The following is a 22473-nucleotide window of genomic DNA, read 5'->3' as shown; positions in this document are numbered from 1 at the left end:
AGGAACAGTTCCATGAATTCGCCAGCACGCGTCAAGGAAAGAGCAGAAGAACAATCTTCAAGCATGACCACGGATCAGCAGACCGTTATCCGTATGCTCGCCAACGATCTGCATCGCCTCAACTACACCGTCATGAAGGCGGTCGAGGCAGGCGTTTCCGTGGAACTGGTCCGCTCGGCCCGGCATCATGGCGGCGACGGCAACTGGGGTGATCTATTGATCCCAGTCATCGTCACCCACGACAAATGATGATGCTTTCGACAATCGCCGTCGCCGCCATGTTCCTTCATTTTGTGTGCCTTCGGCAGCACGGGAACGGCGACGGCAACTGGGGTGATCTACTGATCCCAGTCATCGTCACCCATGACAAATGATGACGGTCCTCGCTCTCATGCTCGCTGCCATGCTCACACACTTCTCTTTTGGCAGCGACACAATGTCCAAACTGGCAGTTGCCCGTAAAATTCGATGAAACAGGGTTGATCTGCCACTCGCTTTATGGTCGGATTTCCTCAACTGACCTCCCCGGCTGGCCCTGCCAGTCGGGGCTTTTTTTTACATAAGAAGATAATCGACTGGTTGAGGAAGGTCGGGCAGGTTTTCCTCGCCCAATGCTTCCCGCAGATTGATTTCGATTGTATCGGCGATAGCCCCGATGGGCAGATCGTTGGGCAATGTTCCGAACGGCTCCTCCAGCTCGTCGCCCAGCGCATCCAGCCCAAAGAAAGTATAGGCCACCAGTGTCGTCACAAATGGCGTTCCCCAACCAAGCATATCGGCAAAGCCGAACGGTATGAAGAAACAGAACAGATAGGCCGTGCGATGCAGAAGCAGCGTATAACCGAAGGGAACCGGCGTGAACCGCAACCGCTCGCAGGCCGCCTGAACCTCTGCCAATGCAGACACTGAACTGTCAAGCGTCTGGAAATCGACCGGATGCAGAGCGTCTTTCACACGCATATCCGCCAGAGCTGCACCAAGCCGACGCAAGATGAAATCAGGCTTGTTGCGGCTTTCCGCCAACGCTTTCCGCTCTTCCGCAGACAACCATTTGTCGTATTTGTTTGAGCCACCGGTTTCCTCTGGCCGAAGATGGCTGACCATGGCCTGCGAAAACGCAATCGCATAACGGAGCAGCTTTTCCCGTCCGCCTTCCAGTCCCGGCACATTCTCCAGCAACAGCGTCTGACGCCCCAGACCGCGTGTCGTATAGACGAGTTTACCCCAGATTTTGCGAGCCTCCCACCAGCGGTCATAACAGGCATTGTTGCGGAAGCCGAGAAAGATCGAAAGCGCAATGCCGAGCAGCGCCAAAGCCGTCCCGTTGTTGACGGCTGGCACCCAGCCGGGAAACGCGCGATGCGCCCACACAACCAGCACCGACAGAAGGAAAACCGCAAAAATCTGCGGCAGGATACGCAGGATGATGGAGCCCTTGAGTATGAAGAAGAGCTTCCACAAAGGAGGGCGCGGGCGAACGATCATTTCAAGTGGGTCCGACGAAGATGAGCAAATGCAGCCTATACGCCTTCTTGCAACACACGACCAGAAGCACCCTGTATTTTCTTACCGTATAAGAGAATACAAAATTATATTATTCTAAATAACAGTATTACTTCTCATAAAATTGTTCTGACAAATATTATTTTATCAATTTTCATGGGTGAGAAATGTCAATCCAATCCTTGATAGACAATATTGCCTCAAACGCCAATATAGATCCTGGAACCGCCGAGCAAACAGTTGGTATATTGCTCTCCATCATCCAACACGAGGCTCCCATTGTCGCGCCGCAAATATTCAACCTGATTCCCGGAGCGCCCGCACTGGCACGCGCCAATGATGTGCTCAACCCTGAAAATCATCATGCAGATGGGATCCTCGGAACAGTTTCGAATGTGGCCGGAAATTTTGCGGGCGAGCGAATAGGCGCTTTGGTCTGCGGTCTGGCGGCATTGAAATCCACCGGCATGAGCATGGATCAGGCCAATCAGGCATTCCTGACAGTCATCCGTCATATCAGGCAAAAAGATCGCGAACTTGTGCGAAAGCTCTTTGCTTTCGTCCCGGCACTGAAAAGCCACTTCAATATTCCGCAAACTGAATCTTGACCGAAAATTCACCGAACTCCAACAAAGCCGCGCCTCATGCATTGACGCCGGTGCACCATTGGTGGTCCCTGCACCCCGATCCGGCGCACAAGCCTGCGGGTCACTTGTAAATGGTTGGTCGTGGAAGCCATAGGGTTTGCTCGCCGACTGCGGTTTGAACCGCCCCTTGCGGGGGCAAGGAATTTGGAATTTTCATGTCTGTTCAGTCTCTCATTGACAGTATCGCCACCAAGATCAACATCAATCCGCAGCTTGCAGAAAAGCTGGCTGGCTCGGTGTTTTCCGTTCTGCAGCACAGCGCACCGGAAATCGGCAACAAGATCTTCGCACTCCTGCCGGATGCCCAGCAGCTCGCCAGCGCCCACGACGTGCTTGCCTCGAGTACCGGCGGCATTATGGGTGCGCTGTCGGGACTGATGGATAATGTGGCCGGCGAAAAGATGAGTGCGCTTCTCAAAGCCGCTGCCACGCTTCGTTCCAGCGGCCTCTCCAGCGACCAGATCACCGAAGCAGGCGGGCAGGTGATCAATTATGTGCGCGACCATGACCCGCAGCTGGTCGACCAGCTGGTTGCAAACGTACCCGCTCTCAAGGGCCATTTCGGTCTCTGACACATTGATTTTCTTTTGTGTGCGCTTTCTGCGATGGCGCACACAAAAGCTTGCCGGACCCATTTGTCATTGAGGCCGGTCGCAGCTATCATGCCGTTATCGAAATCATTTTCTGGTGATTGATGTCTGCTGATACGACGGAAAAGAAGGTTACGCGCGCCCCGCGTCGCCGTACGCCTGCCTATGTCAAATCTCTTCGCGGTGTGAAGAACTGGAAGCAGGCGACCGAATGGCTTGCCTGGCGTGACATCGAAGACATCGAATGCATTACCCCCGATCAGGCGGGGGTTGCCCGCGGCAAGATGATGCCGTCGAAGAAGTTCACTTCCAATACCTCGCTGGCATTGCCTTCGGCCGTCTTCATGACGACGATTTCCGGCGACTATCCGGAAGACGGCTACGGCTTTCATTACCCGGAGGATGACGGCGACCTCAAGCTGGTGCCGGACCTCTCGACCCTTTCGGCTGTGCCGTGGGAATCCGATCCAACGGCACAAGTTATCTGCGATCTCGTCTATCAGGACGGACGCGGGGTGGAATTCACTCCGCGCAACGTGCTGCGCAATGTCGTTGCCGCCTACAGCAAGCGCGGCCTGAAACCGGTCGTTGCCCCGGAAATCGAGTTCTATCTGGTCCGCAAGAACCCCGACCCCGACTATCCGCTGACGCCACCTGTCGGTCGCTCGGGTCGCGCCATTGGCGGCGGACAGGGCTATTCGATTGCAGGCGTGAACGAGTTCGACGAACTGATCGACGACATCTATCATTTCTCCGAAGGCCAGGGGCTGGAGATCGACACGCTGATCCACGAAGAAGGCGCTGGCCAGCTTGAGATCAACCTGCGCCATGGCGACCCGGTGGAACTCGCCGACCAGGTTTTCATGTTCAAGCGCACCATCCGCGAGGCGGCGCTCAAGCACGACATGTATGCCACCTTCATGGCCAAACCCATTCAGGGCCAGCCCGGATCGGCAATGCATATCCACCAGTCCATCGTGGACAAGAAGACCGGACGCAACATCTTCACCAATGAGGATGGCAGCGAAAGCGAGGCTTTCCGCCATTTTATCGGCGGCATGCAGCGTCATGTGCCGAATGCGCTTGTCATGTTCGCGCCCTATGTGAATTCCTATCGCCGCCTGACGCCGGATGCTTCCGCACCCGTCAACGTCAAATGGGGCTACGACAACCGCACCACCGCTTTCCGCGTGCCGCGCTCCGACCCCAATGGGCGCCGCGTGGAAAACCGCATCCCCTCCTCCGATGCCAACCCCTATCTCGCGCTGGCGGCTTCACTTGCCTGCGGCCTGATCGGCCTCGTGAACAAGATTGAAGCTGAACAGCCTGCGACCACCAGCGTCAACACCAAGGAAATCGAACTGCCCCGCGGCCTGATCGACGCGGTGGAACTGTTTGAGGAAGACACGGAGCTGCGCAATCTGTTCGGCAGTTCCTTCGTCACGACCTATGCCGCCATCAAGCGTGCCGAGTTCGAAACCTTCATGGAAGTCATCAGCCCGTGGGAACGCGAGTTCCTGCTGCTCAACGTCTGACCGGTTCCACATGCCCTACCAAAGCCCAATCTCGCCCGGCATTTCCTGGTACGAAGCGAGTGTCCCTGATCGGCCGCAATATCCTGAAATGGATGGCTCGCGGCAGGCCGATGTCGTTGTCATTGGTGGCGGATATACAGGGCTTTCGGCTGCCTACCATCTGGCGAGACAGGGCGTGGACGTCACACTCATCGACGGAGCGCGGTTCGGCGATGGGGCGTCGGGGCGCAATGGTGGCCAGTTCGGCACCGGCCAGCGCACATGGGCCGAAGACCTTGAAGCCGAATATGGCTTTGAGCGCGCCAAGGCTCTGTTCGACGTGGCGGAAGAGGCCAAGGCCTATCTCCTTGCCTTTGCCGACGAACACAGGATCGATATGGAATATGTGCCCGGCCAGATTTCGGTCGTGCACAAGCCGCGCTATCTGAAGTCGTATGAACGCCATGTCGAGCTGATGGCGAGTCGCTTCAACTATCAGCACCTGCGTCTGCTCGACCGCGCTGAAACAGCGAGTCTGCTCGGTTCAGAACGCTATTTTGGCGGCGTTTATGATGCAGGCACCGGCCATATTCATCCGCTGAAACTGCTAGTCGGAACTGCAAAAGCCGCCCATGCGGCGGGCGCAAAGCTGTTTGAAGACACCAGAGCCACCAAAATCAGCACCGCAAGCGGACGGGTCGAAGTCGAAACCAATCGCGGAACCATATCGGCGCGAAATGCCTTCATCGCTGTCAATGCTTATGGCGGTCTGCTGGAACCGGTCAGCGCATCGCATGTCATGCCGATCCGCTCATTCATCGGCGCAACAGTGCCGCTTGGCGACGACAGCCCCATTATTCCGGGCGGTGAATCCATCGACGATTCCCGCTTCGTGGTGCGTTATTTCCGTCGTTCAAAGGACGGAAGGCTGCTGTTCGGCGGGCGCGAAGCCTACACTGCCGACAATCCGCGCGATATCAGCACCCACATCCGCCGCCAGATAGCCGAGATTTATCCGGCGCTGGACAAGGTCGAAATCACCCATGCATGGGGTGGCTCGGTCGGCATCACCATGCCGCGCCAGCCCTTCGTGCGCGAAGTGATGCCCGGTGTCATTTCCGCAGGTGGCTATTCCGGTCATGGCGTCATGCTGGCAAACTATATGGGCAAGCTCTATGCCGAAACCGTTGCTGGCAATCGCGACCGATTGAAACTGTTCGAAGAACTGCGGATTCCCGCCTTCCCCGGCGGTCGCACCTTCCGCTCACCGCTGCTGTTCCTTGCCCTGTCGTGGTATGCACTGATGGACAGGATTTAGAGCGCATCCCGAAAAGTGTGAAACGGTTTTCGGAACAAGATGCGCGTATTGATCTGATTGAATAAGATCGATACGCGCTCTAAGCCGTTACTTCGGCTTGTTCGCTGCACGCTCCAGCTTGGTCAACACATCGATCAGATTGGGGGCAAGCTCGCGTATCTCGGCAAGGTGCGCGGCGCTGAGCCGCTCAAGAACCTGCTCGGCCTTGTCGGTCAGCGCCAATGTGTGGCGGCGGCGGTCCGAAGGATCGACCATCCGCATCACCAGATCAGCATCCACCAGCCTGCCGACCAACTCCGTTGCCGTATGCGGAGCAATGACAAGCCATTCCGCAAGGTTGCCAACCGTCAACGGTGCATCAGCGGCATGGGCCTTGATCGCAAGCAGCGCCTGATGCTGTTGCGCCGGAAGCCCTTCCGCTTCCGCAGCCGTTGCACTGAAACTCATGAACCGGCGCAAACGATAGCGAAGTTCCGCAAGCGCCTGATAGTCGGCTTGTGTCAAAGCATCCGGATTTTGTTTCACAACAGGCTTCTTCCCTGACCTCGATATAAACACGCCCGTTCGGCTTTTCCGAAGGCGCTTTGCAGCAATCCCTTCCCCAATAGCAAGCCCCTTGCCCAAACACAAAGATGGCAATTGATTTATATCGTATTACGATATATTTAACCCGCCGTTTAGAGTGCGTCCCGAAAAGTGTGAAGCGGTTTTCGGACAAGATGCGCGTCAAAACAAACATCAAGACGCGCCGGTCTGATTCAATCAGATCGATACGCGCTCCAAGACGCTCTCCCCCAAGCTAGCGTATCCGCCGAGAAAGACAGGAGTTTGCTATGGCCCGGCAAAACGAGTTTCGAAGACCGCACGATTTCACCGGCGGCGTCGCGCGCCGCGTCGCGGGCGATTTTACCGCCGACAGGCGAATGCTGCTCCTGATCGCGATGGCGATCGTCATCGGTGCCGCCAGCACCGCTGCCGCATGGGTGCTTGTAAGCCTGATCGCCCTGGTCACCAATCTGGTCTGGTTTGGCCGCATCAGCATTGACCCGGCAACACTGGCGCACCTTTCGCCGTCCTTCTGGATCGTGCTCATCCCCGTGGTGGGTGGTCTCGCAATCGGGCTGATGGCACGTTACGGCTCCGAGAAAATTCGCGGGCACGGTATTCCGGAAGCAATCGAAGCCATCCTGATCGGCGGCAGTCGCATGTCGCTCAAAGTGGCGATACTGAAGCCACTTTCATCGGCGATCTCGATCGGTACAGGCGGCCCCTTTGGCGCCGAAGGTCCGATCATCATGACGGGCGGAGCTATCGGATCGCTTTTTGCGCAATTGTTTCAGATGAGTTCAGCCGAGCGGAAGACCTTGCTCGTGGCCGGTGCCGCCGCAGGCATGACCGCCATTTTCGGTACGCCCATTGCCGCCGTGATGCTGGGCGTCGAATTGCTGCTCTTCGAGTGGAAGCCCCGCAGCTTCATTCCTGTGGCAGCTGCAGCAGCAGTCGCTCACACAAACCGACCCTTGTTTTTCGAAACAGGTCCGCTGTTCCAGACCCATTTTCATCTGGCATTGCCCTGGTGGGGAATAGTCGCATGTGCCCTGATCGGCATTGTCGCCGGCCTGCAATCCGGCTTGCTCACGACCCTTCTCTACAAGCTGGAAGATGCATTCGAGCGACTGCCCATTCACTGGATGTGGTGGCCGGCAATCGGCGGCATCGCCATCGGCATTGGCGGTCTGATCGAACCGCGCGCGCTTGGTGTCGGCTATGATCTCATCGACGGTTTCCTCAATGATAAATTTCTGGCAACCACAGTGCTGGTGGTCCTGCTTGTCAAAAGCGCAATCTGGCTCTGCGCTCTGGCATCGGGCACGTCCGGCGGTGTTTTGGCCCCGCTTCTGATCTTCGGCGGCGCGATGGGCTGGCTGCTGGGCTTGATCTTGCCAGGCGGCGAACCCGGCTTCTGGGCGCTGCTCGGAATGGCCGCCATGATGGGCGGCACGATGCGCGCACCGCTGACCGGCACGTTCTTTGCAGTTGAAGTCACTGGCGATTTCGGCCAGATCGTTCCGGTGTTCGTGGCGACGGTAACCGCCTATGCGGTCACGGTTCTTCTGCTCAAGCGTTCAATCCTGACCGAGAAAATTGCGCGGCGCGGACAGCACATCACGCGCGAATATGGCGTAAGCCCGTTCGAGTTCGCCCGTGTGCATGAAGTCATGGTGACGAATGTGGACACGCTACCGGGAAGCATGACCGTGCAGGAAGCCTCTGCCTTTTTTGCCTCGGAAGCGGCACGGCATCGACTTTATCCGGTCATCGATAACGACCGGATACTGATCGGCATGGTGACGCGCGCTGATGCGCTGGAATGGCAGCGGAAGACGGATTTGTCCAGCCAGACGCTTGCAGATGCCGTTTCCGACACCTCCACACCTGTCGGCCATCAGGACGACAGCGTGGCGTTCATCACCGACATGATGATCGCGACTGATTGTGGACGTATCCCGATTGTGACACGCGACGGAAAACTCTGCGGACTGGTCAGCCGAAAAGACCTCTTGCAACTGAGAGGCCAGATCAACGGCAGTGAAATGGAACGGAAATCCTTCCTGCGCACGGCAGAAGCTGGCTAAACTCGGTTCACGAGAAAGGCGGGGCACCACAATCAGCGCCCCGCCTTTCTTACCACCGCCCGGTACTATTCATTATTCTACGCTACGCTTTCACTCGTCTTTGCTGCCAGACGCTGATAGGTTTCCTCAACCACGTCGCGCAGCGGAAGAATGCCGCTCATGCACAACAATGCATGCATGTGCTGGCGGGCACCTTCGTAGCCCATAAGCGGCGCATAGGGCCGCATGATGATATTGGCTTCGTCCGGATATAGTTCCTGATACTCGGCAAAGTTGGTGAAGCCCTTGTAGCTGTCGCCGCGCATCAGATAGGTTTCGACGGCTGCCCCTTCCGCCAGCACGGCATCATGACTGTCGAGAACGATGTTGTAATAGTCGATTGTCGTATCCATCGACACGCGCGCTATGCTCTGGCCGTTGACCAGATCCTTCGCGCGGATCAGAACGCCGTCGATAAGCAGCGCATGGTTGGGCGAAAGGTAAAGGTCGCGCTGCGGGGTTTTGCTGTCGATGGCATAACGTTTGACACGGATCGGCATCACGCTCTCATTCCATTGCGTGCCGCCTTTTCTGCAGCTCTGCCATCCGACCCACTTGACCGGACGCGTTTCACCGCAAGCCGTAGTCACAAGATCGCCAACGGATAATGTCTCCACCGCCACCGGGCCGGTGGGCGTTTCGATAAGTGTGCCTTTCAAAAGGCAGTGCGATCCGGAGCCTCCTCCGCCACCATGACCACCATGCCACCATTTCGTGCCCAGGGCTTGCGACGGGCGTGATGACATTGTTGAAGCCAGAGCACCCAGTGCCACAACCTTGGCGGCAGTGGCTGCTGTGAGACCCAGAAAATGTCGTCGCGCACGACTTCGCGGCGAATGCCCGTTCTTTTCTGAAGACATGAATCCCTCCGCTCTTCTCGTTACGGCACCGGCCTGAAAATCAGCGTGGATTTCTAGCAAAGCACGATGCACAGCTTCAAAATCTGAAGCGTCGTTCCGTGTTGCCCGGATCAGCGGCGCTTCAGTGCTTTGCCCCAAGTTAACAAGTCTGATCTTAACTGATCCCGACCTCGAAAAGATTCCGGCAATCAGGTCTAAAGCCTCCTCGAATAGGCGTAAGCCCTACATCGAAAGGTGAGTTTTTCTGCCGTTGAAAGGCGTTGCCAGCGGTTGCCCCTGCTGATCGAAGTTAAGTCGGCTCCTGAAAGTGTGATTTGTAGCGCTCCAGAAAATAGTATACCCCCCTATTCTAATAGAGAGGCTGTTTTCATGAGCGCACATCATCACTCCCACCATTCCGGGCATCAGCTGAGTTCCAGACACGACCATGTCTTTCTGGGAGAAAACCACCGACGCAATGAGAAGCGAACCTGGATCGTGATCGCCATCACGACAGCGATGATGATAATCGAGATCACAGCCGGAAGCCTTTATGGCTCCATGGCGCTCACTGCCGATGGCTGGCACATGTCCACCCATGCAGCGGCAATGCTGATCGCGGCCCTTGCCTATCTCTATGCGCGCAAGCACGCACATAATTCGCGGTTCACGTTCGGCACAGGCAAGCTCGGCGATCTCGCTGGCTTTGCCAGCGCCATCGTTCTCGCACTGATCGCCCTCCTGATCGGATGGGAAAGCTTCTGGCGCTTCAGTTCCCCGGTAAACATCAATTTTCACGAGGCTATTCTCGTCGCAATCATCGGACTGATCGTCAACCTCGTCTGCGCCTGGCTTCTCAGGGACGATCATTCACACCATCATGGCCATCACCATGACCACGATCACGATCACGCGGGTGGCTATGACCAGAACTTGCGTGCAGCCTATATGCATGTGCTCGCCGATGCGCTGACATCGGTGCTTGCCATCGCAGCGCTCCTGCTGGGCAGCCTTTATGGCTGGCTCTGGCTCGACCCGGCAATGGGCATTGTCGGCGCTGCGGTGATCGCACACTGGTCATGGGGGCTGATCAAAGACACCGGCTCAACCCTTTTGGACTATCTGCCCGAAGACGAAGACCTGCCGGACGAGATCGCGGAGATCATCAGCCGCGAAGGCGGAGAGATCGCCGACCTGCATGTCTGGCAACTCGGGCCAGGCCATCACGGTGCCATTGTGTCGATCGTCGCGGAGCAGCCGAAGACACCGTCCTACTATCGGAACAAGCTTGCGGCGATCCATGATTTGTCGCATGTGACGGTGGAGGTGGAAACGCGCGCTGCCTGAAAATCGCAACATTGCCATGAAGGACCGAAGTTCCCATGACCCACACTATCCGTGAAAAGCAGAAGCTCATCAATCGCGTGCGTCGCATTCGTGGCCAGCTTGAAGGCGTGGAACGGATGCTTGAGGAAGAAAAGGGCTGCGCCGAAGTCATGCAGGTGATTGCAGGCGTCCGTGGTGCGGTCAACGGGCTGATGGCGGAAGTGATCGAAGACCACATCCTGATGCATGTTGCCGATGGCGCCCTTCCGCAAAAGGAACGCGACGAAGGTGCCGGCGAACTCGTCGACGTGGTTCGCGCCTATATGAAATAGACGGTGTGTTGACATCGACCAAAAGCAGGAATAGCTAGGCGGCATGAACAAAGCACTCATCAGCACCCGGTCTTATTACGCCCCGCTCATATAGCGGCGGGTTTGCTTTGTCATAGTTCAACCGCTGCATTGCCAGCGGTTGAGTTTCAAGGACAGCACCTCTGGCCATGCGGCCCTAAAGAGGTCAGTCCATGTCTTGCGACAATAATCAGCATATAAAAATTGGCATTATCGGCTTTGGTGCATTCGGGCAGCTTATCGCCCGCCACCTGAACCCGTATTTCCAGTTGTATGCCTACGACCCCGTCGCAGACCTTGAACAGACGGTGCTAATGCATGGCGTTACCCTGACCTCCATGGAACAGGTCGCCCGGTGCAATATCGTCATCCTCGCAACGCCGGTCGCGACGCTCGACCGCGTGGTGGCGATGATCGCGCCGCATCTGCGCCCCGGTGCGCTTGTTCTCGACGTCGGTTCAGTCAAGGTCGGGCCCGCCGATATCATGCAGCGCGGCCTGCCCATGCATGTCGATATTGTCGCCACACATCCGCTCTTCGGTCCGCAGAGCGCGCGTGACGGCATTGCCGGTCTGAAAATCGCCGTCTGCCCCGTGCGCGGTACAAAATTTCGCCGCGTTGCAGCCTTCCTGAAAAAGCATCTTGCCCTCGACGTCATCGTCACGACACCAGAAGACCACGACCGCGAAGCTGCAATGGTTCAGGGTCTGACGCATCTGATCGCCAAGGTTCTGGTGCAGATGGAGCCGTTACCAACCCGCATGACGACAAAGAGCTTCGACCTTATGATGCAGGCGGTCGGCATGGTCCGCCACGATGCGCCGGAAGTGTTTCAGGCCATCGAGCGCGCCAATCCTTATGCTCCGAAGGTACGCAAACATTTCTTCGCACTTGCCGACCGCATCAACGAAGAACTGGATCATCAATCCCGTCGACACAGCTCGCTTGACGACATGCAACCAATACTCAACGAGAATACAGCTAAACTGCTGAATATGGCCGACGCCTATCCGAAATAATAGGAGTTTATTACTCATCTTTTTTCGCACTGTGCTAACAGCTTGATAATTCCTTCGGCAGATTCGGGTTTTCAACATGGCATCCACTCAGAAAACCGCATCCATACCGTCAACGGTATGGATTCTTGGTTTCGTCAGCCTGCTGATGGATATCTCTTCGGAAATGGTACAGACGCTGCTGCCACTCTATCTGGTGGCCGGTCTCGGCGCTTCGGCCATGATGGTCGGATTCATCGAAGGGCTGTCAGTCGCCATCGCAACGGTGACCAAGCTTTTCTCGGGCGTCATCTCCGACTGGACAGGCCGAAGGAAACCGCTTGCCGTCGCAGGCTATGGGCTGGCCGCCATTTCCAAGCTTATCTTCCCGCTGGCAACGACAGCGGGCGGTATCGTAATGGCCAAGGCGATAGACCGTGTTGGCAAGGGCATACGCGGCACGCCGCGCGATGCCTTGATTGCTGATGTGACACCGCCGGAAATACGCGGCGCAGCCTTCGGGCTGCGCAAGTCGCTCGACACGGTCGGCGGCTTCGTCGGTCCGCTCATTGCCATAGGGCTGATGCTCGTAACCGGCGGCAACATCATCACCATTTTCTGGATTGCAGCCATTCCGGCTTTCATTGCGGTCGCGCTTCTGATTTTCGGCATTCGTGAACCGGAAACGCCCCCTAAACGCCCCCTTGCTCGCTCCAAGGGATTTCCACGATTTGCCGATGCGGGCAAGCTGAACGCGACCGTATGGATCGTGATTGCAGTCGCATCGATCCTTACCATGGCTCGTTTTAGCGAAGCATTCCTGCTCCTCAAGGCGCAGGAAGCCGGGTTTGCAGCCGCATGGGTCCCGATCACCATGGTTGTCATGCATGCCGTCTATGGGCTGACAGCCTATCCGGTTGGCGCGCTCTCGGACAGGTTGGGGCGCAAGGGCCTGCTTGCCGCCAGTCTCGGCTTCCTGATCGTCGCCGATCTTGTGATTGCCCAATCGACCACGATCTATCCGTTCCTTGCCGGCATCGTTCTTTGGGGCCTGCATATGGGTTTTTCGCAGGGCATTCTCGCAACGCTCATCGCCGACACGGCACCAGGCCACCTCAAGGGTACGGCCTTTGGCATGTTCAACGTGATAACGGGTCTTGTCATGCTTGTCGGCAACATCGGCGCCGGTTGGCTGTGGGAAAGCTATGGCTCCTCCGCCACCTTCCTTGCCGGTGCAATTCTATCCGCCGTCGCCCTGCTTAGTCTGGCGCTGCTGCCCGGCATCGCCGCCCGCAAGACAGGTTAGAGCGGCATTTCGGAAGTCTGCTTGACCGTCTGGCTCGGTACGTCGGTCTTCAGATTCTGAACGCCCTTGATCCGGCTCAGATATTCCGACTGGAAGCGGCGGTAATCCTCGATATCCGCCGCCACCACGCGGATCATCGCATCATAATCGCCGAGCATGAAATAGCATTCGAGCACCTGCGGCAGCTTCAGGATTTCCTTGGCGAAAGTCTGAAGCGTTTCCTCATCCTGCTGGTCGAGCCGGATGCGCGTGAAGAAAGTCAGCCCTTTGCCAACCTTGGCCGGGTTCAGCACGGCGACATAACGGTCTATCACGCCCGCCTCTTCCAGAAGCTTCACCCGCCGCAGGCATGGTGACGGCGAAAGGCCGACCTCGCGTGCGAGATCGTTATTGGCGATGCGGCCATCGCGCTGCAACACGCGCAGAATCCGTTTATCGATATCATCCAGCTTCATTGGCGTTCGATTCCATTTATGCTGACCTTACTGGCATTATCTGCCAAATATTGGTGCATAAGGGCATAATTCGCAACCAAATTGCTCAAGAGATTGGTTATAGTCGCGAAACTTCTCAAGCAAACACGCAAGAGACTGAGCAAGGGGCAACCAGTTACCGGTTGGTCAACGGGAATTTTATGGATATTTCACAGGCCTATGTGCCTCAAAAAAGCAGATCCGGGCGCGGCTCGGAATTCCGTCGCGGGGCCGCAGCCGGTCTGCCGGTTCTGCTTGGCATTATTCCCTATGCGCTGGTTCTGGGCGCGCAGGCCGCACAAAAAGGCCTCAGCGTCATCGAAGTCCCCCTGATGACCGGACTGAACTTTGCAGGCGGATCGGAATTCGCAGCCATCCAGCTCTGGACCTCGCCGCCGCATGTCCTGCTGATTGTTGCGATCACCTTTCTGGTCAACAGCCGCCATCTGCTGATGGGCGCAGCTCTGGCCCCCTTCATCCGCCATCTGCCCAAGCGCAAGGCTTTTGCGAGCCTGTTTCTGATGTGCGATGAAAGCTGGGCGCTCGGACTTGCCGATGCGAAACGTCGCCAGTCGAAAGGCGTCAATCCGGCGCTGAGCCTCACCTTCTATGCCGGCGTGGCCATTCCTTTCTATCTCGCATGGGTTCTATTCACCACGCTGGGTGCCGCCTTCGGGCCGATGATGGGAGACCTGCGCCCCTATGGTTTCGACATGGCATTTCCGGCAGTGTTTCTGGTTCTGCTGGCGGGCATGTGGAAAGGTTTTGCGGCAGCGCGCCCGTGGCTGGTCAGCCTTGTGGTGGCCGCGCTGACCTATCTCACCATTCCCGGCGCCTGGTATGTCGCCGCGGGTGCCTTATCCGGTCTTGTTGCAGCCTATCTGCTGGCAGGTGAAGAATGATCGATCCATTGGCCGTTCTGACCATCGTTCTGATGGCAAGTGTCACCTATCTCACGCGGATCGGCGGCTATGTGCTGCTGCGCAACCGCACGCTCAGCAAACGTGCGACGGCGGTGATGGAAGCAGCTCCCGGCTGTGTTCTGATTTCGGTTATCGCGCCCGATTTCGTGTCCGACAAGCCTGCCGACCTGATCGCGCTTGCAATCACGATCTTCGCCGCAACGCGCTTTTCCATGCTGCCAACCGTGCTGATCGGCATCGGCGCGGCAGGCGCCTGCCGCTACCTGATCGGGTAAAGCATGTCTCCAAAAAGTGGAAACCGGTTTCGGGACAAAGACATGTTTGAAAACAAATAAGCATGTCGCCCGAAAGCGGGGCCCAGTATTGCTCAGTGCAGATGCTTTAGCTTGTCTGGGTTGCGCACCACATAGATACCGACAATCTTGCCGTCTTCTATATCGAGAGCTGTCGTCTGGATTTCGCCATCGGCTTCACGCGTGATGATGCCGGGCAAACCATTGATGAAAACCGTACGCAAAAGCGTGGACTGGTTGCCACGGAAATAACCCGCCAGTTTCTCGTGGGTCTTCATCACCTCTTCGAAGCCGAAAACAGGCTTCGGGAAAGCCGGGCGCTTGCCGCCACCATCGGCCTGAAGGTTGACATCTGCTGCCAGCATCGCACCAAGCGCATTCATGTCGCCGCTGCGCGACGCATTGAAGAAGGCCTGCGCGAGTTCGAGCCCGCGCTGCTTGTCGACCTGAAAACGCGGACGCTCCTCGCGCACATGCTTGCGCGCCCGTGCAGCAAGCTGGCGGCAGGCAGCGGCATCGCGCTGGATTGTCCTGGCTATCTCGTCGAAATCCAGCCCGAAGACATCATGCAGCAGAAAGGCGGCGCGTTCCAATGGCGAAAGACGCTCCAGCGCCAGCATGAGCGGAAGGGTGACATCGTCATCCGCTTCCTCTTCGACAACCGGATCGGGAATCCACGGCCCGAAATAGGTTTCGCGCTGGTTGCGACCGGATTTCAGAAAATCAAGGCACAGGCGGATAACAGTGCGACGCAGAAAGGCCTCCGGCTCGCGCACTTCGCTGCGATCAGCGTTCATCCATCGGATGAACGCCTCCTGCACCATATCCTCGGCATCGGCGACCGAACCCAACATGCGATAGGCAACGCGGATCAGTTTCGGGCGCAGCGGATCGAAGCTGTCAGCTGCATCGCCTTGCAAGGATGTGTCAGCCATCAGACGGCTGCCTTTACTGCCGGCTTCTTGGCTTCCGGCTCGAACCAGAGGCCGAAGCCAACCGCCATGCGGTTCCATCCATTGATGATGTTGATCATCAGCGTAAGGTTCACTTGCTCCTCCTCAGTGAACTGTGCCTGCATGGCAGTGCGGGCGTCTTCCAGATCGTGACCTTGTGACAAACGGGTCAGCGCATCGACCCATCCCAGAGCCGCACGTTCGCGCTCAGAGTAGCACGGTGCTTCGCGCCATGCGGACAACAAATAGATGCGTTGTTCGGTCTCGCCAAGAGAGCGTGCTTCAAGCGTATGCATATTGATGCAATTGGCGCAGGCATTGATCTGCGATGAGCGGATTTTGACAAGCTCGATCAGGCTCGCTTCCAGACTGGATGCGATGGTCATCGAAGCGTTCAACCAGGATTTCATCGTGGCAGGGGCAACATCGAACGGGTTGAGCAGAGGGGTCATGGTATTGTTCCTTTCGGTTCAAGGGGTTCGATAGACATGACGAGACAGCAACGCCGAATGTGACATCCGGTGGAAAAAAAATTAAATGCCCGACATTTTGGTTCTTATGCGATGGAACAAACTACCTCCCACGAAACCAATCGACGGAACTAATCGACGGAACTAATCGCCACGTTATGGAGAAATTGATGCATGAGAACGCTACAAGATAGGCTGCTTTTCCGTGATCTGTTTAAATCCAAACAGCACCAATCCGCTCCTCCTTTCCCCGTTTCCTTTCACCTGCTCCCACCTTTCCAACGCCCATCTCCCGGTTTCCTCCTTCTACCCTCGCTCCGCCCCCTTGTCCCATCTTCCTGTCTCTCCACATTGACAACATACCAACCGGTCGGTATTATTTAATAGAGGAGATTTTCCCGATCATATCGGGAACCGCTCAGAGCAAGCGGCAGCAGGCTGCCACTGAACCGGCGCACGGTTTGCAACATACCTTGCGAACAGCCTGTGCTGTAGTGAGGAGGAACCATCATGAAAAACGCGTCCACCAACAGCAACAGTCCGAAACGTCCCGTCATCACCGCATTTGAAAATTCGCCTGATCGCGGCCGAGGGATGGCGCGTGACACGCCCGTTCGATGGGCGCTTGAAGAGACCGGGCAGGACTATGATGTCCGCCTCGTCTCGTTTGAGGCGCTGAAAGCCCACCCCCATCTCGATCTGCAACCTTTCGGGCAGATACCCACCTATGAAGAGGGTGATCTGGCCCTGTTCGAATCCGGCGCGATCGTGCTTCATATTGCGGAGCAGAACCCCGGCCTTCTGCCGGATGACGCCAATGGTCGGGCGCGCGCCATCACATGGATGTTCGCCGCGCATAACACCATCGAGCCAGTGATCCTCGAAAGGGAAGTTGCCGGTTTCGTAGAGCGCAAGGAAAGCTGGTACGAGCAGCGCATCCCCATCGTGGAAGCGCGTATCCGCAAAAGACTGGATGCCCTTTCCGCCTGTCTTGTCAACAATGACTGGCTGGAGGGTGCGTTCAGTGCCGGTGATCTTCTGATGGTGACCGTGCTGCGGAGGCTGAAGAGTTCAGGCATATTGAACGATTATCCGAACCTTGCAGCCTATGTCGCGCGCGGAGAAGCCCGACCGGCCTTCAAGCGTGCATATGACGCCCAGCACGCGGTTTTCCTCGCCGTGTCGAAAGATTGAGCCTGTCTTGGCAGGCATCTATCCACAGTCGAGCTCGCTCAATATCCATTCCCTGAATGCGCGCACCTTTGGCGTATTGCGACGGGATTTGGGATAGACGAGCCAATAAGATCGCCCATCATCGCCAAGAATATCGAACGGCTGGATAAGCTGGCCGGTAGCGATTTCGATCTGGTGGAAAGCAGGCGTGAGAATGCCCACCCCCTGCCCTGCGACTGTCGCCCGACCTTCGATATGCTGCGCTCCGAGCCGGCTCTGCGTATTGCCTTGCATTTGCGGGTTTTCGATCCCCGCCGCCTTGAACCAGATATTCCACCACGGATCGCTCACATCGATGATCTTGAGCCGCAGGAGGTCCGCAGGTTCTTTCACCCCGCCTATAGTGGCCGCCAAGGCCGGGCTCAGCATGGGCGTGAAACTCGCCTTGATGAGCTGATGTGCCTCCAGCCCCGGCCATTTGCCGAAGCCGCTTCTGATCGCGATGTCCACATTAGTCGTCGCAAAATCGATCATGCTGTCGGACGTATCGAGCCGGACCGCGAGTGACGGATGCCGCATCTGGAACGAGCCGAGCCGATGCGCCAGCCAGTTGGCGGCAAAAGTGGCGAGAACGCTGATCGACAGCGTACCTTCCGCATCTTCCCGCAGGCTGGCAAAGGCATTGCGCATCGTCTCGAACGCTTCCGTGATCGCGGGAGCAAGCTGCCTGCCAAGTTCGGTCAGTTCCACCTGTCGCGGCATACGCAGAAACAGGGGCGCGCCGACACGCTCCTCCAATATCTTTATCTGATAGCTGACCGCAGCCTGTGTCATGCCCAGCTCCTCCGCAGCGCGGGTAAAACTTGCATGGCGGGCGGCGGATTCAAAAACGCGAATGGCCGATAAAGGGGGAAGCGCTGTCGTCATGATGCATAAGTCCTCCTTATGCATACTAATCGAGGTTCGATTGGAAAACAAAGGTTTTCAGGCGCATACCTATAGGCAGAGTTTAACGAGCAGCTGCCTCCCACAGCCGCTTCATTCGATAGGTGAGATCATGAAAAACGTCGATTCTGCCTGCACAACCGCCACAGCGCCCACGGTCAGCCACGGATCGGAAAGCGGCTGGAGCGCACTATTCTCCCGCCTGTTTTCGCGCAAACGTACTCATATCGTCGTTACCGAACATTCGCCGGAATATCTCTTGCGGGATATCGGCATCGGTGATGGGCGCACGCAATATTATTCGCGAGACGGCCATAAGCTGCCCGAATGGTAATGATTGCGTCACGTGCTGATGACGGCAAAGCCCCGCGCCTTGAGGCCGCGCCGGTCCTCGTGCAGACTATTGACGAGGCGGCTGCGGCTTCCGTCCAGATGCGCGCTCATCAACGCCGTCGCCTTATCGGTATTTCCTTCGCGCACCGCATCGAGAATGGAGCGGTGTTCGGCCCATGCGCGAGCGAGCGCCGCCTCGTCGCGCACTTCCAGCCAGCGCGCCCGGGAGAGGCGCTGCATAGCATCGCGCACGCCACGGCTGAGAAACTCGTTGCCGGACAGGCGCGCCAGTTCGATATGAAAATCCATGCCGATCCGGTGCCATTCCTCGCGCGATGTGTCCGCATCACAGCTGTCCAGCATCGCTAGAATCAGCTCCACACCACTGCGATCTTCAAGCGCGCAGGTGAGCTTTAACGCGGCAATTTCCAGCGCTTCACGATAGACACCGATTTGTTCAATTTCGCTGAGATTGATTGGCGAGACCGTCCAGCCGCGCCCTTCACGACAGATCAGGCCTTCCGCCTCCAGCCGCAGAAGCGCTGCCCGGATCGGCGTGCGTGAGGCTTCAAACTGCGCCTCGATCCAGCGCTCGGTCAAACGTTCGCCCGGCCCCAGTTCCAGACCGAGGATCATGTCGCGAAGCTGCGTCTCAACCTGCCTCATCTGTGACATTGGCGACCATTCTCCATTTTAGAGCATAATCCGACCGGAGTGAAACGAGGATCGATAAGATTATGCTTCAAATAAAAGGGCTTAGAGAGCGTTTTGATCTGATACAATCAGAACAAAACGCTCTCTAAGGCAGCGCTGCAATTGACAAGCCTCATCAACAGGCGCATTCATGCATACCGTTTTGGTATCCCAAAATGGAATACATTGCAATCGCGAGACATGACATGAGCACCGCCCAAGCCGCTGCAAGCGACGAAACCGTCGCTGCAGCCCGCCAGGAAAATATGGCCGTCGAAGATAATCACGAGCGCTACTGGAAGCAGAATCTGCTGATCTGCCTCATCGGTTCGTTCACGACGCTCATTGCCATGTCGCTCCTCCTCCCCTTCCTGCCGCTCTATGTGGAACAATTGGGCGTCACCGATCACGCGGCAATCGTGCAGTGGTCAGGTATCGCTTACGGCGCCACCTTTCTGGCAGCAGCCTTCGTCGCGCCGCTGTGGGGCAGGCTCGGCGACCGCTATGGACGTAAGCTGATGCTGATCCGCGCCAGCCTCGGCATGGCCATCGCCATGTCGCTGATCGGCATGGTGACGAGTGTCTGGCAGCTGGTGGCGCTGCGCCTGTTCGTGGGCATCGCAGGCGGCTATTCGTCCGGCTCGATGATCCTCGTCGCTACCCAGACGCCAAAAGAAAAGACCGGTTGGGCGCTGGGCGCGCTTTCGGCTGGCATCATGGCGGGCAATCTGGCCGGCCCGCTGCTCGGCGGCGCTTTGCCGCCGCTGATCGGCATTCGCGCAACCTTCTGGCTAGCTGGTGGCGTGATCTTTCTCACCTTTCTGGCCACCACCTTTCTGATCCGCGAAGAGCGCAAGCCACCGAAGCCGACCAAAGAGCAGAAGGCGGAATCCATCTGGGCTGCCATTCCTGACAGGAAACCGGTTATCGCCATGCTGGTGACGGGTATGCTGCTGCTTTTTGCCAATATGTCGATTGAGCCGATCATCACCGTCTATGTGATCCAACTGATGGACGATCAGACGAAAGTGACACTGATTTCCGGCGTGGTGATGGCTGCTGCAGCCCTCGGCAGCATCATGTCGTCCTCGCGACTGGGGCGCCTTGCCGACCGCATTGGCCACACCCGCGTCATCATCGGGGCACTGTCAGTTTCCGCGCTGCTTCTGATCCCGCAGGCTTTCGTGACGGAAGCCTGGCAGCTGATCGGCCTGCGTTTTCTGATGGGGCTGGCGCTGGGCGGATTGCTGCCCTGCATCACCAGCGTCATCCGGCACAATGTGCCCGACCGCGTAGCGGGCGGCATTCTGGGCTATTCCGTCTCGGCCCAATATGTCGGGCAGGTTGCTGGCCCCGTTGCTGGCGGTTTCGTCGGCGGTCACTTCGGCATGCGTTCCGTTTTTCTCGGCACATGCCTGATTATGGCTCTCGGCGCATTTTATAACTGGACCGTCCTGCGCAAGAACCGATAATTTCGGCCATCTCCCGAATCCGCAAAACCCACGGCAGAATCAGAATGACAGCACATATCTTCGCGCCTTTCGCAACGCTTGCCGAAAGGCTGCTGCCTCATGCGCTCGAACACGGCGAGGACGGGTCACATGACCTGTCCCACCTTGCCCGTGTTTGGAAAAATGCCGCTGCGATCCAGCGTCAGGAAGGCGGCGATGCCGAAGTGCTTTGCGCCGCAGCCCTGCTGCATGACTGCGTGAGCGTGGAGAAGAATTCGCCCGACAGAAATCGCGCCTCGCGTCTGGCGGCAGAAAAGGCAATAACCTTGCTGCGGAACCTCGGCTGGAATGACGCTCGCATCGACCTCGCCGCCCATGCCATCGAGGCGCACAGCTTTTCAGCCAATATCGAGCCTGTCACGATGGAAGCGAAAATCCTGCAGGATGCGGACCGGCTTGATGCCATTGGCGTGATTGGAGCTGCCCGGTGTTTCTACATTGCGGGCCGCATGGGCAGTGCGCTTTACGACTGGCGCGATCCACACGCCGAAAACCGCCCGCTGGACGACAAACTTTTCGCGCTCGACCATTTCCGCACCAAACTGTTCGGCCTCGCCTCCGGTTTCAAGACGGAAACCGGAAAGCTCATGGCCGCCGAACGGCACAGGCGGCTGGAAGCCATTTTTGATGACTTCCTTGCCGAAGCCGATGGCTAGATTGAGTAACCACCGTCGATATTAAGTGCCGTACCCGTCACCATGGAGGCGGCGTCCGAGGCCAGCCAGAGTGCAGCTTCGGCCACATCCTCCGGCGTCGAAAACCGATTGAGGGGAATGGTGGCCTTGAGTGCTGCACGAGCCTCCGGCGTGTCCTCCTCCAGAAACAGTTTCAGTGCCTCACCGTCGCTTTCGGCCGGGCAGATGCAGTTCACGCGGATATTCTTGTCCGCGAGTTCCAGCGCCATCGCCTTGGTCGCGCTGATGATCCAGCCCTTGGACGCGCTGTACCAGACGAGACCCTTGCGCGGACGCAGCGCGGTTGCCGAAGCCGTGTTGATGATGACGCCTCCGCCCTGATGCTCCATGATCGGTACAACGATCTGCGTCGAATAATAAAGCGCCTTCATATTCACGGACGCGATCAGGTCGAAACTGTCCTCCGTCACTTCGGTCAGCGGCATGTTGCGATGCGTAAAACCGGCATTGTTGATCATGATGTCGATGCGGCCGAACGTTTCGAAGGCTGTGCGCGCCACGCGCTCCATGTCGTCCTTGCGCGAGACATCGGCCTGCACGGAAAGAGCGTTCTTGCCGATATCGGCAAGCTCATCCTCGACACGCTTCACGTTCACATCGGCGAGAACGACCTTTGCACCTTCGGCTGCAAATCGGCGCGCCATGCCTGAACCGAAGCCCGAGCCGGCACCGGTGATGATTGCGACCTTATCCTGCAGCCTCTTCATGTCATTCTCCTTTTGAGCATTTCCAGTAAAGTGCAATCACTTGAATCCAGATTATTTGTTTCAATATGGCGTAAAGAGCCTGAACCAAAATGAACATGTCATGTATGCACAACCCGTTAATCCGTCAATTATGGCAGGGCGCCTTCAATTTCGTGCGATTGCAGCATTGCGACTGTTGAATTTAAATCGATTAGATAATAGACAAGGGCAGCTTGAAAATCGCATGCTGCCCACAGGCAGA

At 57.3% G+C, this 22473-nt stretch carries 25 protein-coding genes; 16 read left to right on the top strand and 9 right to left on the bottom strand.

Annotated features, from left to right (window positions below; translation table 11 throughout):
• Positions 1-12 precede the first annotated feature (12 nt).
• Positions 13-249, top strand: coding sequence for a hypothetical protein (locus KWJ32_RS01225; protein ID WP_010659117.1), 237 nt, complete (start codon positions 13-15; stop codon positions 247-249).
• A 306-nt stretch (positions 250-555) separates the two neighbouring features.
• Here KWJ32_RS01225 and KWJ32_RS01220 read toward each other — a convergent pair whose 3' ends face one another.
• Complete coding sequence (locus KWJ32_RS01220) at positions 556-1485, bottom strand: bestrophin family protein (RefSeq protein ID WP_012093279.1); 930 nt, start codon at positions 1483-1485, stop codon at positions 556-558.
• Between the two features lie 185 nt (positions 1486-1670).
• Here KWJ32_RS01220 and KWJ32_RS01215 point away from each other — a divergent pair, with 185 nt between their 5' ends.
• The 4 genes from KWJ32_RS01215 to KWJ32_RS01200 all read left to right on the top strand — a co-directional run bounded on the left by KWJ32_RS01215 (position 1671) and on the right by KWJ32_RS01200 (position 5572).
• Positions 1671-2111: a hypothetical protein gene (locus KWJ32_RS01215; RefSeq protein WP_012093280.1), complete on the top strand. Its 441-nt coding sequence runs from the start codon at positions 1671-1673 to the stop codon at positions 2109-2111.
• 194 nt (positions 2112-2305) lie between these two features.
• Positions 2306-2722 (top strand): hypothetical protein, encoded by a 417-nt coding sequence (locus tag KWJ32_RS01210; protein WP_012093281.1) that lies wholly within the window; start codon positions 2306-2308, stop codon positions 2720-2722.
• A 122-nt stretch (positions 2723-2844) separates the two neighbouring features.
• Complete coding sequence (locus KWJ32_RS01205) at positions 2845-4275, top strand: glutamine synthetase family protein (RefSeq protein WP_010659122.1); 1431 nt, start codon at positions 2845-2847, stop codon at positions 4273-4275.
• 10 nt (positions 4276-4285) lie between these two features.
• Positions 4286-5572 carry an FAD-binding oxidoreductase gene (locus KWJ32_RS01200; protein ID WP_012093282.1) on the top strand — a complete coding sequence of 429 codons (1287 nt, stop codon included), beginning with the start codon at positions 4286-4288 and terminating at the stop codon, positions 5570-5572.
• Positions 5573-5659: 87 nt separating this feature from the next.
• On the opposite strand, the gene KWJ32_RS01195 is transcribed toward KWJ32_RS01200, so the two are convergent.
• The gene (locus KWJ32_RS01195; RefSeq protein WP_231771608.1) at positions 5660-6019 is read right to left on the bottom strand and encodes a MarR family winged helix-turn-helix transcriptional regulator; all 360 of its coding nucleotides are present in this window, start codon (positions 6017-6019) and stop codon (positions 5660-5662) included.
• 386 nt (positions 6020-6405) lie between these two features.
• Here KWJ32_RS01195 and KWJ32_RS01190 point away from each other — a divergent pair, with 386 nt between their 5' ends.
• Complete coding sequence (locus tag KWJ32_RS01190; protein WP_012093284.1) at positions 6406-8208, top strand: chloride channel protein; 1803 nt, start codon at positions 6406-6408, stop codon at positions 8206-8208.
• A 77-nt stretch (positions 8209-8285) separates the two neighbouring features.
• On the opposite strand, the gene KWJ32_RS01185 is transcribed toward KWJ32_RS01190, so the two are convergent.
• Positions 8286-9107: a Hint domain-containing protein gene (locus KWJ32_RS01185; RefSeq protein WP_012093285.1), complete on the bottom strand. Its 822-nt coding sequence runs from the start codon at positions 9105-9107 to the stop codon at positions 8286-8288.
• 369 nt (positions 9108-9476) lie between these two features.
• On the opposite strand from KWJ32_RS01185, the gene dmeF reads away from it, so the two are divergent.
• The 4 genes from dmeF (at position 9477) to KWJ32_RS01165 (ending at position 13063) form a co-directional block, all read left to right on the top strand.
• Complete coding sequence (gene dmeF, locus KWJ32_RS01180) at positions 9477-10433, top strand: CDF family Co(II)/Ni(II) efflux transporter DmeF (RefSeq protein ID WP_012093287.1); 957 nt, start codon at positions 9477-9479, stop codon at positions 10431-10433.
• Positions 10434-10468: 35 nt separating this feature from the next.
• Positions 10469-10744: a metal/formaldehyde-sensitive transcriptional repressor gene (locus tag KWJ32_RS01175; protein WP_012093288.1), complete on the top strand. Its 276-nt coding sequence runs from the start codon at positions 10469-10471 to the stop codon at positions 10742-10744.
• 191 nt (positions 10745-10935) lie between these two features.
• Positions 10936-11781: a prephenate dehydrogenase/arogenate dehydrogenase family protein gene (locus KWJ32_RS01170; RefSeq protein WP_012093290.1), complete on the top strand. Its 846-nt coding sequence runs from the start codon at positions 10936-10938 to the stop codon at positions 11779-11781.
• A 76-nt stretch (positions 11782-11857) separates the two neighbouring features.
• Positions 11858-13063, top strand: a complete 1206-nt coding sequence (locus tag KWJ32_RS01165) for an MFS transporter (protein ID WP_012093291.1) — start codon at positions 11858-11860, stop codon at positions 13061-13063.
• Here KWJ32_RS01165 and KWJ32_RS01160 read toward each other — a convergent pair.
• On the bottom strand, positions 13060-13518 hold the full coding sequence (locus KWJ32_RS01160; protein WP_010659131.1) for an Lrp/AsnC family transcriptional regulator: 459 nt from the start codon (positions 13516-13518) through the stop codon (positions 13060-13062). The genes KWJ32_RS01165 and KWJ32_RS01160 overlap by 4 nt on opposite strands.
• Before the next feature lie 179 nt (positions 13519-13697).
• On the opposite strand from KWJ32_RS01160, the gene KWJ32_RS01155 reads away from it, so the two are divergent.
• A complete protein-coding gene (locus tag KWJ32_RS01155) occupies positions 13698-14438 on the top strand; it encodes an AzlC family ABC transporter permease (protein WP_010659132.1) in 741 nt (246 codons plus the stop codon).
• On the top strand, positions 14435-14734 hold the full coding sequence (locus KWJ32_RS01150) for an AzlD family protein (RefSeq protein WP_010659133.1): 300 nt from the start codon (positions 14435-14437) through the stop codon (positions 14732-14734). The genes KWJ32_RS01155 and KWJ32_RS01150 overlap by 4 nt, the downstream gene beginning before the upstream one ends.
• A 92-nt stretch (positions 14735-14826) precedes the next feature.
• On the opposite strand, the gene KWJ32_RS01145 is transcribed toward KWJ32_RS01150, so the two are convergent.
• Entirely contained in the window at positions 14827-15687 is an 861-nt protein-coding gene (locus tag KWJ32_RS01145; RefSeq protein WP_012093292.1) for a sigma-70 family RNA polymerase sigma factor, read from the bottom strand.
• Entirely contained in the window at positions 15687-16157 is a 471-nt protein-coding gene (locus KWJ32_RS01140; RefSeq protein WP_010659135.1) for a carboxymuconolactone decarboxylase family protein, read from the bottom strand. The genes KWJ32_RS01145 and KWJ32_RS01140 overlap by 1 nt, the downstream gene beginning before the upstream one ends.
• A 528-nt stretch (positions 16158-16685) precedes the next feature.
• On the opposite strand from KWJ32_RS01140, the gene KWJ32_RS01135 reads away from it, so the two are divergent.
• Positions 16686-17369, top strand: a complete 684-nt coding sequence (locus KWJ32_RS01135; protein ID WP_012093293.1) for a glutathione S-transferase family protein — start codon at positions 16686-16688, stop codon at positions 17367-17369.
• An 18-nt stretch (positions 17370-17387) separates the two neighbouring features.
• Here the strand turns inward: KWJ32_RS01135 and gcvA are convergent, their stop codons facing one another.
• Positions 17388-18275 carry a transcriptional regulator GcvA gene (gcvA, locus tag KWJ32_RS01130; RefSeq protein ID WP_010659137.1) on the bottom strand — a complete coding sequence of 296 codons (888 nt, stop codon included), beginning with the start codon at positions 18273-18275 and terminating at the stop codon, positions 17388-17390.
• Between the two features lie 130 nt (positions 18276-18405).
• Here gcvA and KWJ32_RS01125 point away from each other — a divergent pair, with 130 nt between their 5' ends.
• Positions 18406-18627 carry a hypothetical protein gene (locus KWJ32_RS01125; protein ID WP_040128636.1) on the top strand — a complete coding sequence of 74 codons (222 nt, stop codon included), beginning with the start codon at positions 18406-18408 and terminating at the stop codon, positions 18625-18627.
• An 8-nt stretch (positions 18628-18635) separates the two neighbouring features.
• Here KWJ32_RS01125 and KWJ32_RS01120 read toward each other — a convergent pair whose 3' ends face one another.
• Positions 18636-19301 (bottom strand): GntR family transcriptional regulator, encoded by a 666-nt coding sequence (locus tag KWJ32_RS01120; RefSeq protein ID WP_012093294.1) that lies wholly within the window; start codon positions 19299-19301, stop codon positions 18636-18638.
• A 224-nt stretch (positions 19302-19525) separates the two neighbouring features.
• Here KWJ32_RS01120 and KWJ32_RS01115 point away from each other — a divergent pair, with 224 nt between their 5' ends.
• Together KWJ32_RS01115 and KWJ32_RS01110 are read left to right on the top strand one after the other, a co-directional pair.
• A complete protein-coding gene (locus KWJ32_RS01115; RefSeq protein ID WP_040128633.1) occupies positions 19526-20791 on the top strand; it encodes a multidrug efflux MFS transporter in 1266 nt (421 codons plus the stop codon).
• 44 nt (positions 20792-20835) lie between these two features.
• Positions 20836-21486: an HD domain-containing protein gene (locus KWJ32_RS01110; RefSeq protein ID WP_012093296.1), complete on the top strand. Its 651-nt coding sequence runs from the start codon at positions 20836-20838 to the stop codon at positions 21484-21486.
• Here KWJ32_RS01110 and KWJ32_RS01105 read toward each other — a convergent pair.
• The gene (locus KWJ32_RS01105) at positions 21483-22232 is read right to left on the bottom strand and encodes an SDR family oxidoreductase (protein ID WP_010659142.1); all 750 of its coding nucleotides are present in this window, start codon (positions 22230-22232) and stop codon (positions 21483-21485) included. The genes KWJ32_RS01110 and KWJ32_RS01105 overlap by 4 nt on opposite strands.
• Between the last annotated feature and the right edge of the window lie 241 nt (positions 22233-22473).

The organism is Ochrobactrum sp. BTU2, from assembly GCF_024539785.1.
Classification (GTDB): Bacteria; Pseudomonadota; Alphaproteobacteria; order Rhizobiales; family Rhizobiaceae; genus Brucella; species Brucella anthropi.
Note: the sequence above shows the minus strand (reverse complement) of the source record. Positions and strands in the feature narration are given on the sequence as shown.

What these genes read in the sequence shown, in the direction of transcription:
- KWJ32_RS01225 (WP_010659117.1), top strand. Translation starts at nt 13, where the DNA reads ATGAATTCGCCAGCACGCGTCAAGGAAAGAGCAGAAGAACAATCTTCA.
- KWJ32_RS01220 (WP_012093279.1), bottom strand. Translation starts at nt 1,485, where the DNA reads ATGATCGTTCGCCCGCGCCCTCCTTTGTGGAAGCTCTTCTTCATACTC.
- KWJ32_RS01215 (WP_012093280.1), top strand. Translation starts at nt 1,671, where the DNA reads ATGTCAATCCAATCCTTGATAGACAATATTGCCTCAAACGCCAATATA.
- KWJ32_RS01210 (WP_012093281.1), top strand. Translation starts at nt 2,306, where the DNA reads ATGTCTGTTCAGTCTCTCATTGACAGTATCGCCACCAAGATCAACATC.
- KWJ32_RS01205 (WP_010659122.1), top strand. Translation starts at nt 2,845, where the DNA reads ATGTCTGCTGATACGACGGAAAAGAAGGTTACGCGCGCCCCGCGTCGC.
- KWJ32_RS01200 (WP_012093282.1), top strand. Translation starts at nt 4,286, where the DNA reads ATGCCCTACCAAAGCCCAATCTCGCCCGGCATTTCCTGGTACGAAGCG.
- KWJ32_RS01195 (WP_231771608.1), bottom strand. Translation starts at nt 6,019, where the DNA reads ATGAGTTTCAGTGCAACGGCTGCGGAAGCGGAAGGGCTTCCGGCGCAA.
- KWJ32_RS01190 (WP_012093284.1), top strand. Translation starts at nt 6,406, where the DNA reads ATGGCCCGGCAAAACGAGTTTCGAAGACCGCACGATTTCACCGGCGGC.
- KWJ32_RS01185 (WP_012093285.1), bottom strand. Translation starts at nt 9,107, where the DNA reads ATGTCTTCAGAAAAGAACGGGCATTCGCCGCGAAGTCGTGCGCGACGA.
- dmeF (WP_012093287.1), top strand. Translation starts at nt 9,477, where the DNA reads ATGAGCGCACATCATCACTCCCACCATTCCGGGCATCAGCTGAGTTCC.
- KWJ32_RS01175 (WP_012093288.1), top strand. Translation starts at nt 10,469, where the DNA reads ATGACCCACACTATCCGTGAAAAGCAGAAGCTCATCAATCGCGTGCGT.
- KWJ32_RS01170 (WP_012093290.1), top strand. Translation starts at nt 10,936, where the DNA reads ATGTCTTGCGACAATAATCAGCATATAAAAATTGGCATTATCGGCTTT.
- KWJ32_RS01165 (WP_012093291.1), top strand. Translation starts at nt 11,858, where the DNA reads ATGGCATCCACTCAGAAAACCGCATCCATACCGTCAACGGTATGGATT.
- KWJ32_RS01160 (WP_010659131.1), bottom strand. Translation starts at nt 13,518, where the DNA reads ATGAAGCTGGATGATATCGATAAACGGATTCTGCGCGTGTTGCAGCGC.
- KWJ32_RS01155 (WP_010659132.1), top strand. Translation starts at nt 13,698, where the DNA reads ATGGATATTTCACAGGCCTATGTGCCTCAAAAAAGCAGATCCGGGCGC.
- KWJ32_RS01150 (WP_010659133.1), top strand. Translation starts at nt 14,435, where the DNA reads ATGATCGATCCATTGGCCGTTCTGACCATCGTTCTGATGGCAAGTGTC.
- KWJ32_RS01145 (WP_012093292.1), bottom strand. Translation starts at nt 15,687, where the DNA reads ATGGCTGACACATCCTTGCAAGGCGATGCAGCTGACAGCTTCGATCCG.
- KWJ32_RS01140 (WP_010659135.1), bottom strand. Translation starts at nt 16,157, where the DNA reads ATGACCCCTCTGCTCAACCCGTTCGATGTTGCCCCTGCCACGATGAAA.
- KWJ32_RS01135 (WP_012093293.1), top strand. Translation starts at nt 16,686, where the DNA reads ATGAAAAACGCGTCCACCAACAGCAACAGTCCGAAACGTCCCGTCATC.
- gcvA (WP_010659137.1), bottom strand. Translation starts at nt 18,275, where the DNA reads ATGACGACAGCGCTTCCCCCTTTATCGGCCATTCGCGTTTTTGAATCC.
- KWJ32_RS01125 (WP_040128636.1), top strand. Translation starts at nt 18,406, where the DNA reads ATGAAAAACGTCGATTCTGCCTGCACAACCGCCACAGCGCCCACGGTC.
- KWJ32_RS01120 (WP_012093294.1), bottom strand. Translation starts at nt 19,301, where the DNA reads ATGTCACAGATGAGGCAGGTTGAGACGCAGCTTCGCGACATGATCCTC.
- KWJ32_RS01115 (WP_040128633.1), top strand. Translation starts at nt 19,526, where the DNA reads ATGAGCACCGCCCAAGCCGCTGCAAGCGACGAAACCGTCGCTGCAGCC.
- KWJ32_RS01110 (WP_012093296.1), top strand. Translation starts at nt 20,836, where the DNA reads ATGACAGCACATATCTTCGCGCCTTTCGCAACGCTTGCCGAAAGGCTG.
- KWJ32_RS01105 (WP_010659142.1), bottom strand. Translation starts at nt 22,232, where the DNA reads ATGAAGAGGCTGCAGGATAAGGTCGCAATCATCACCGGTGCCGGCTCG.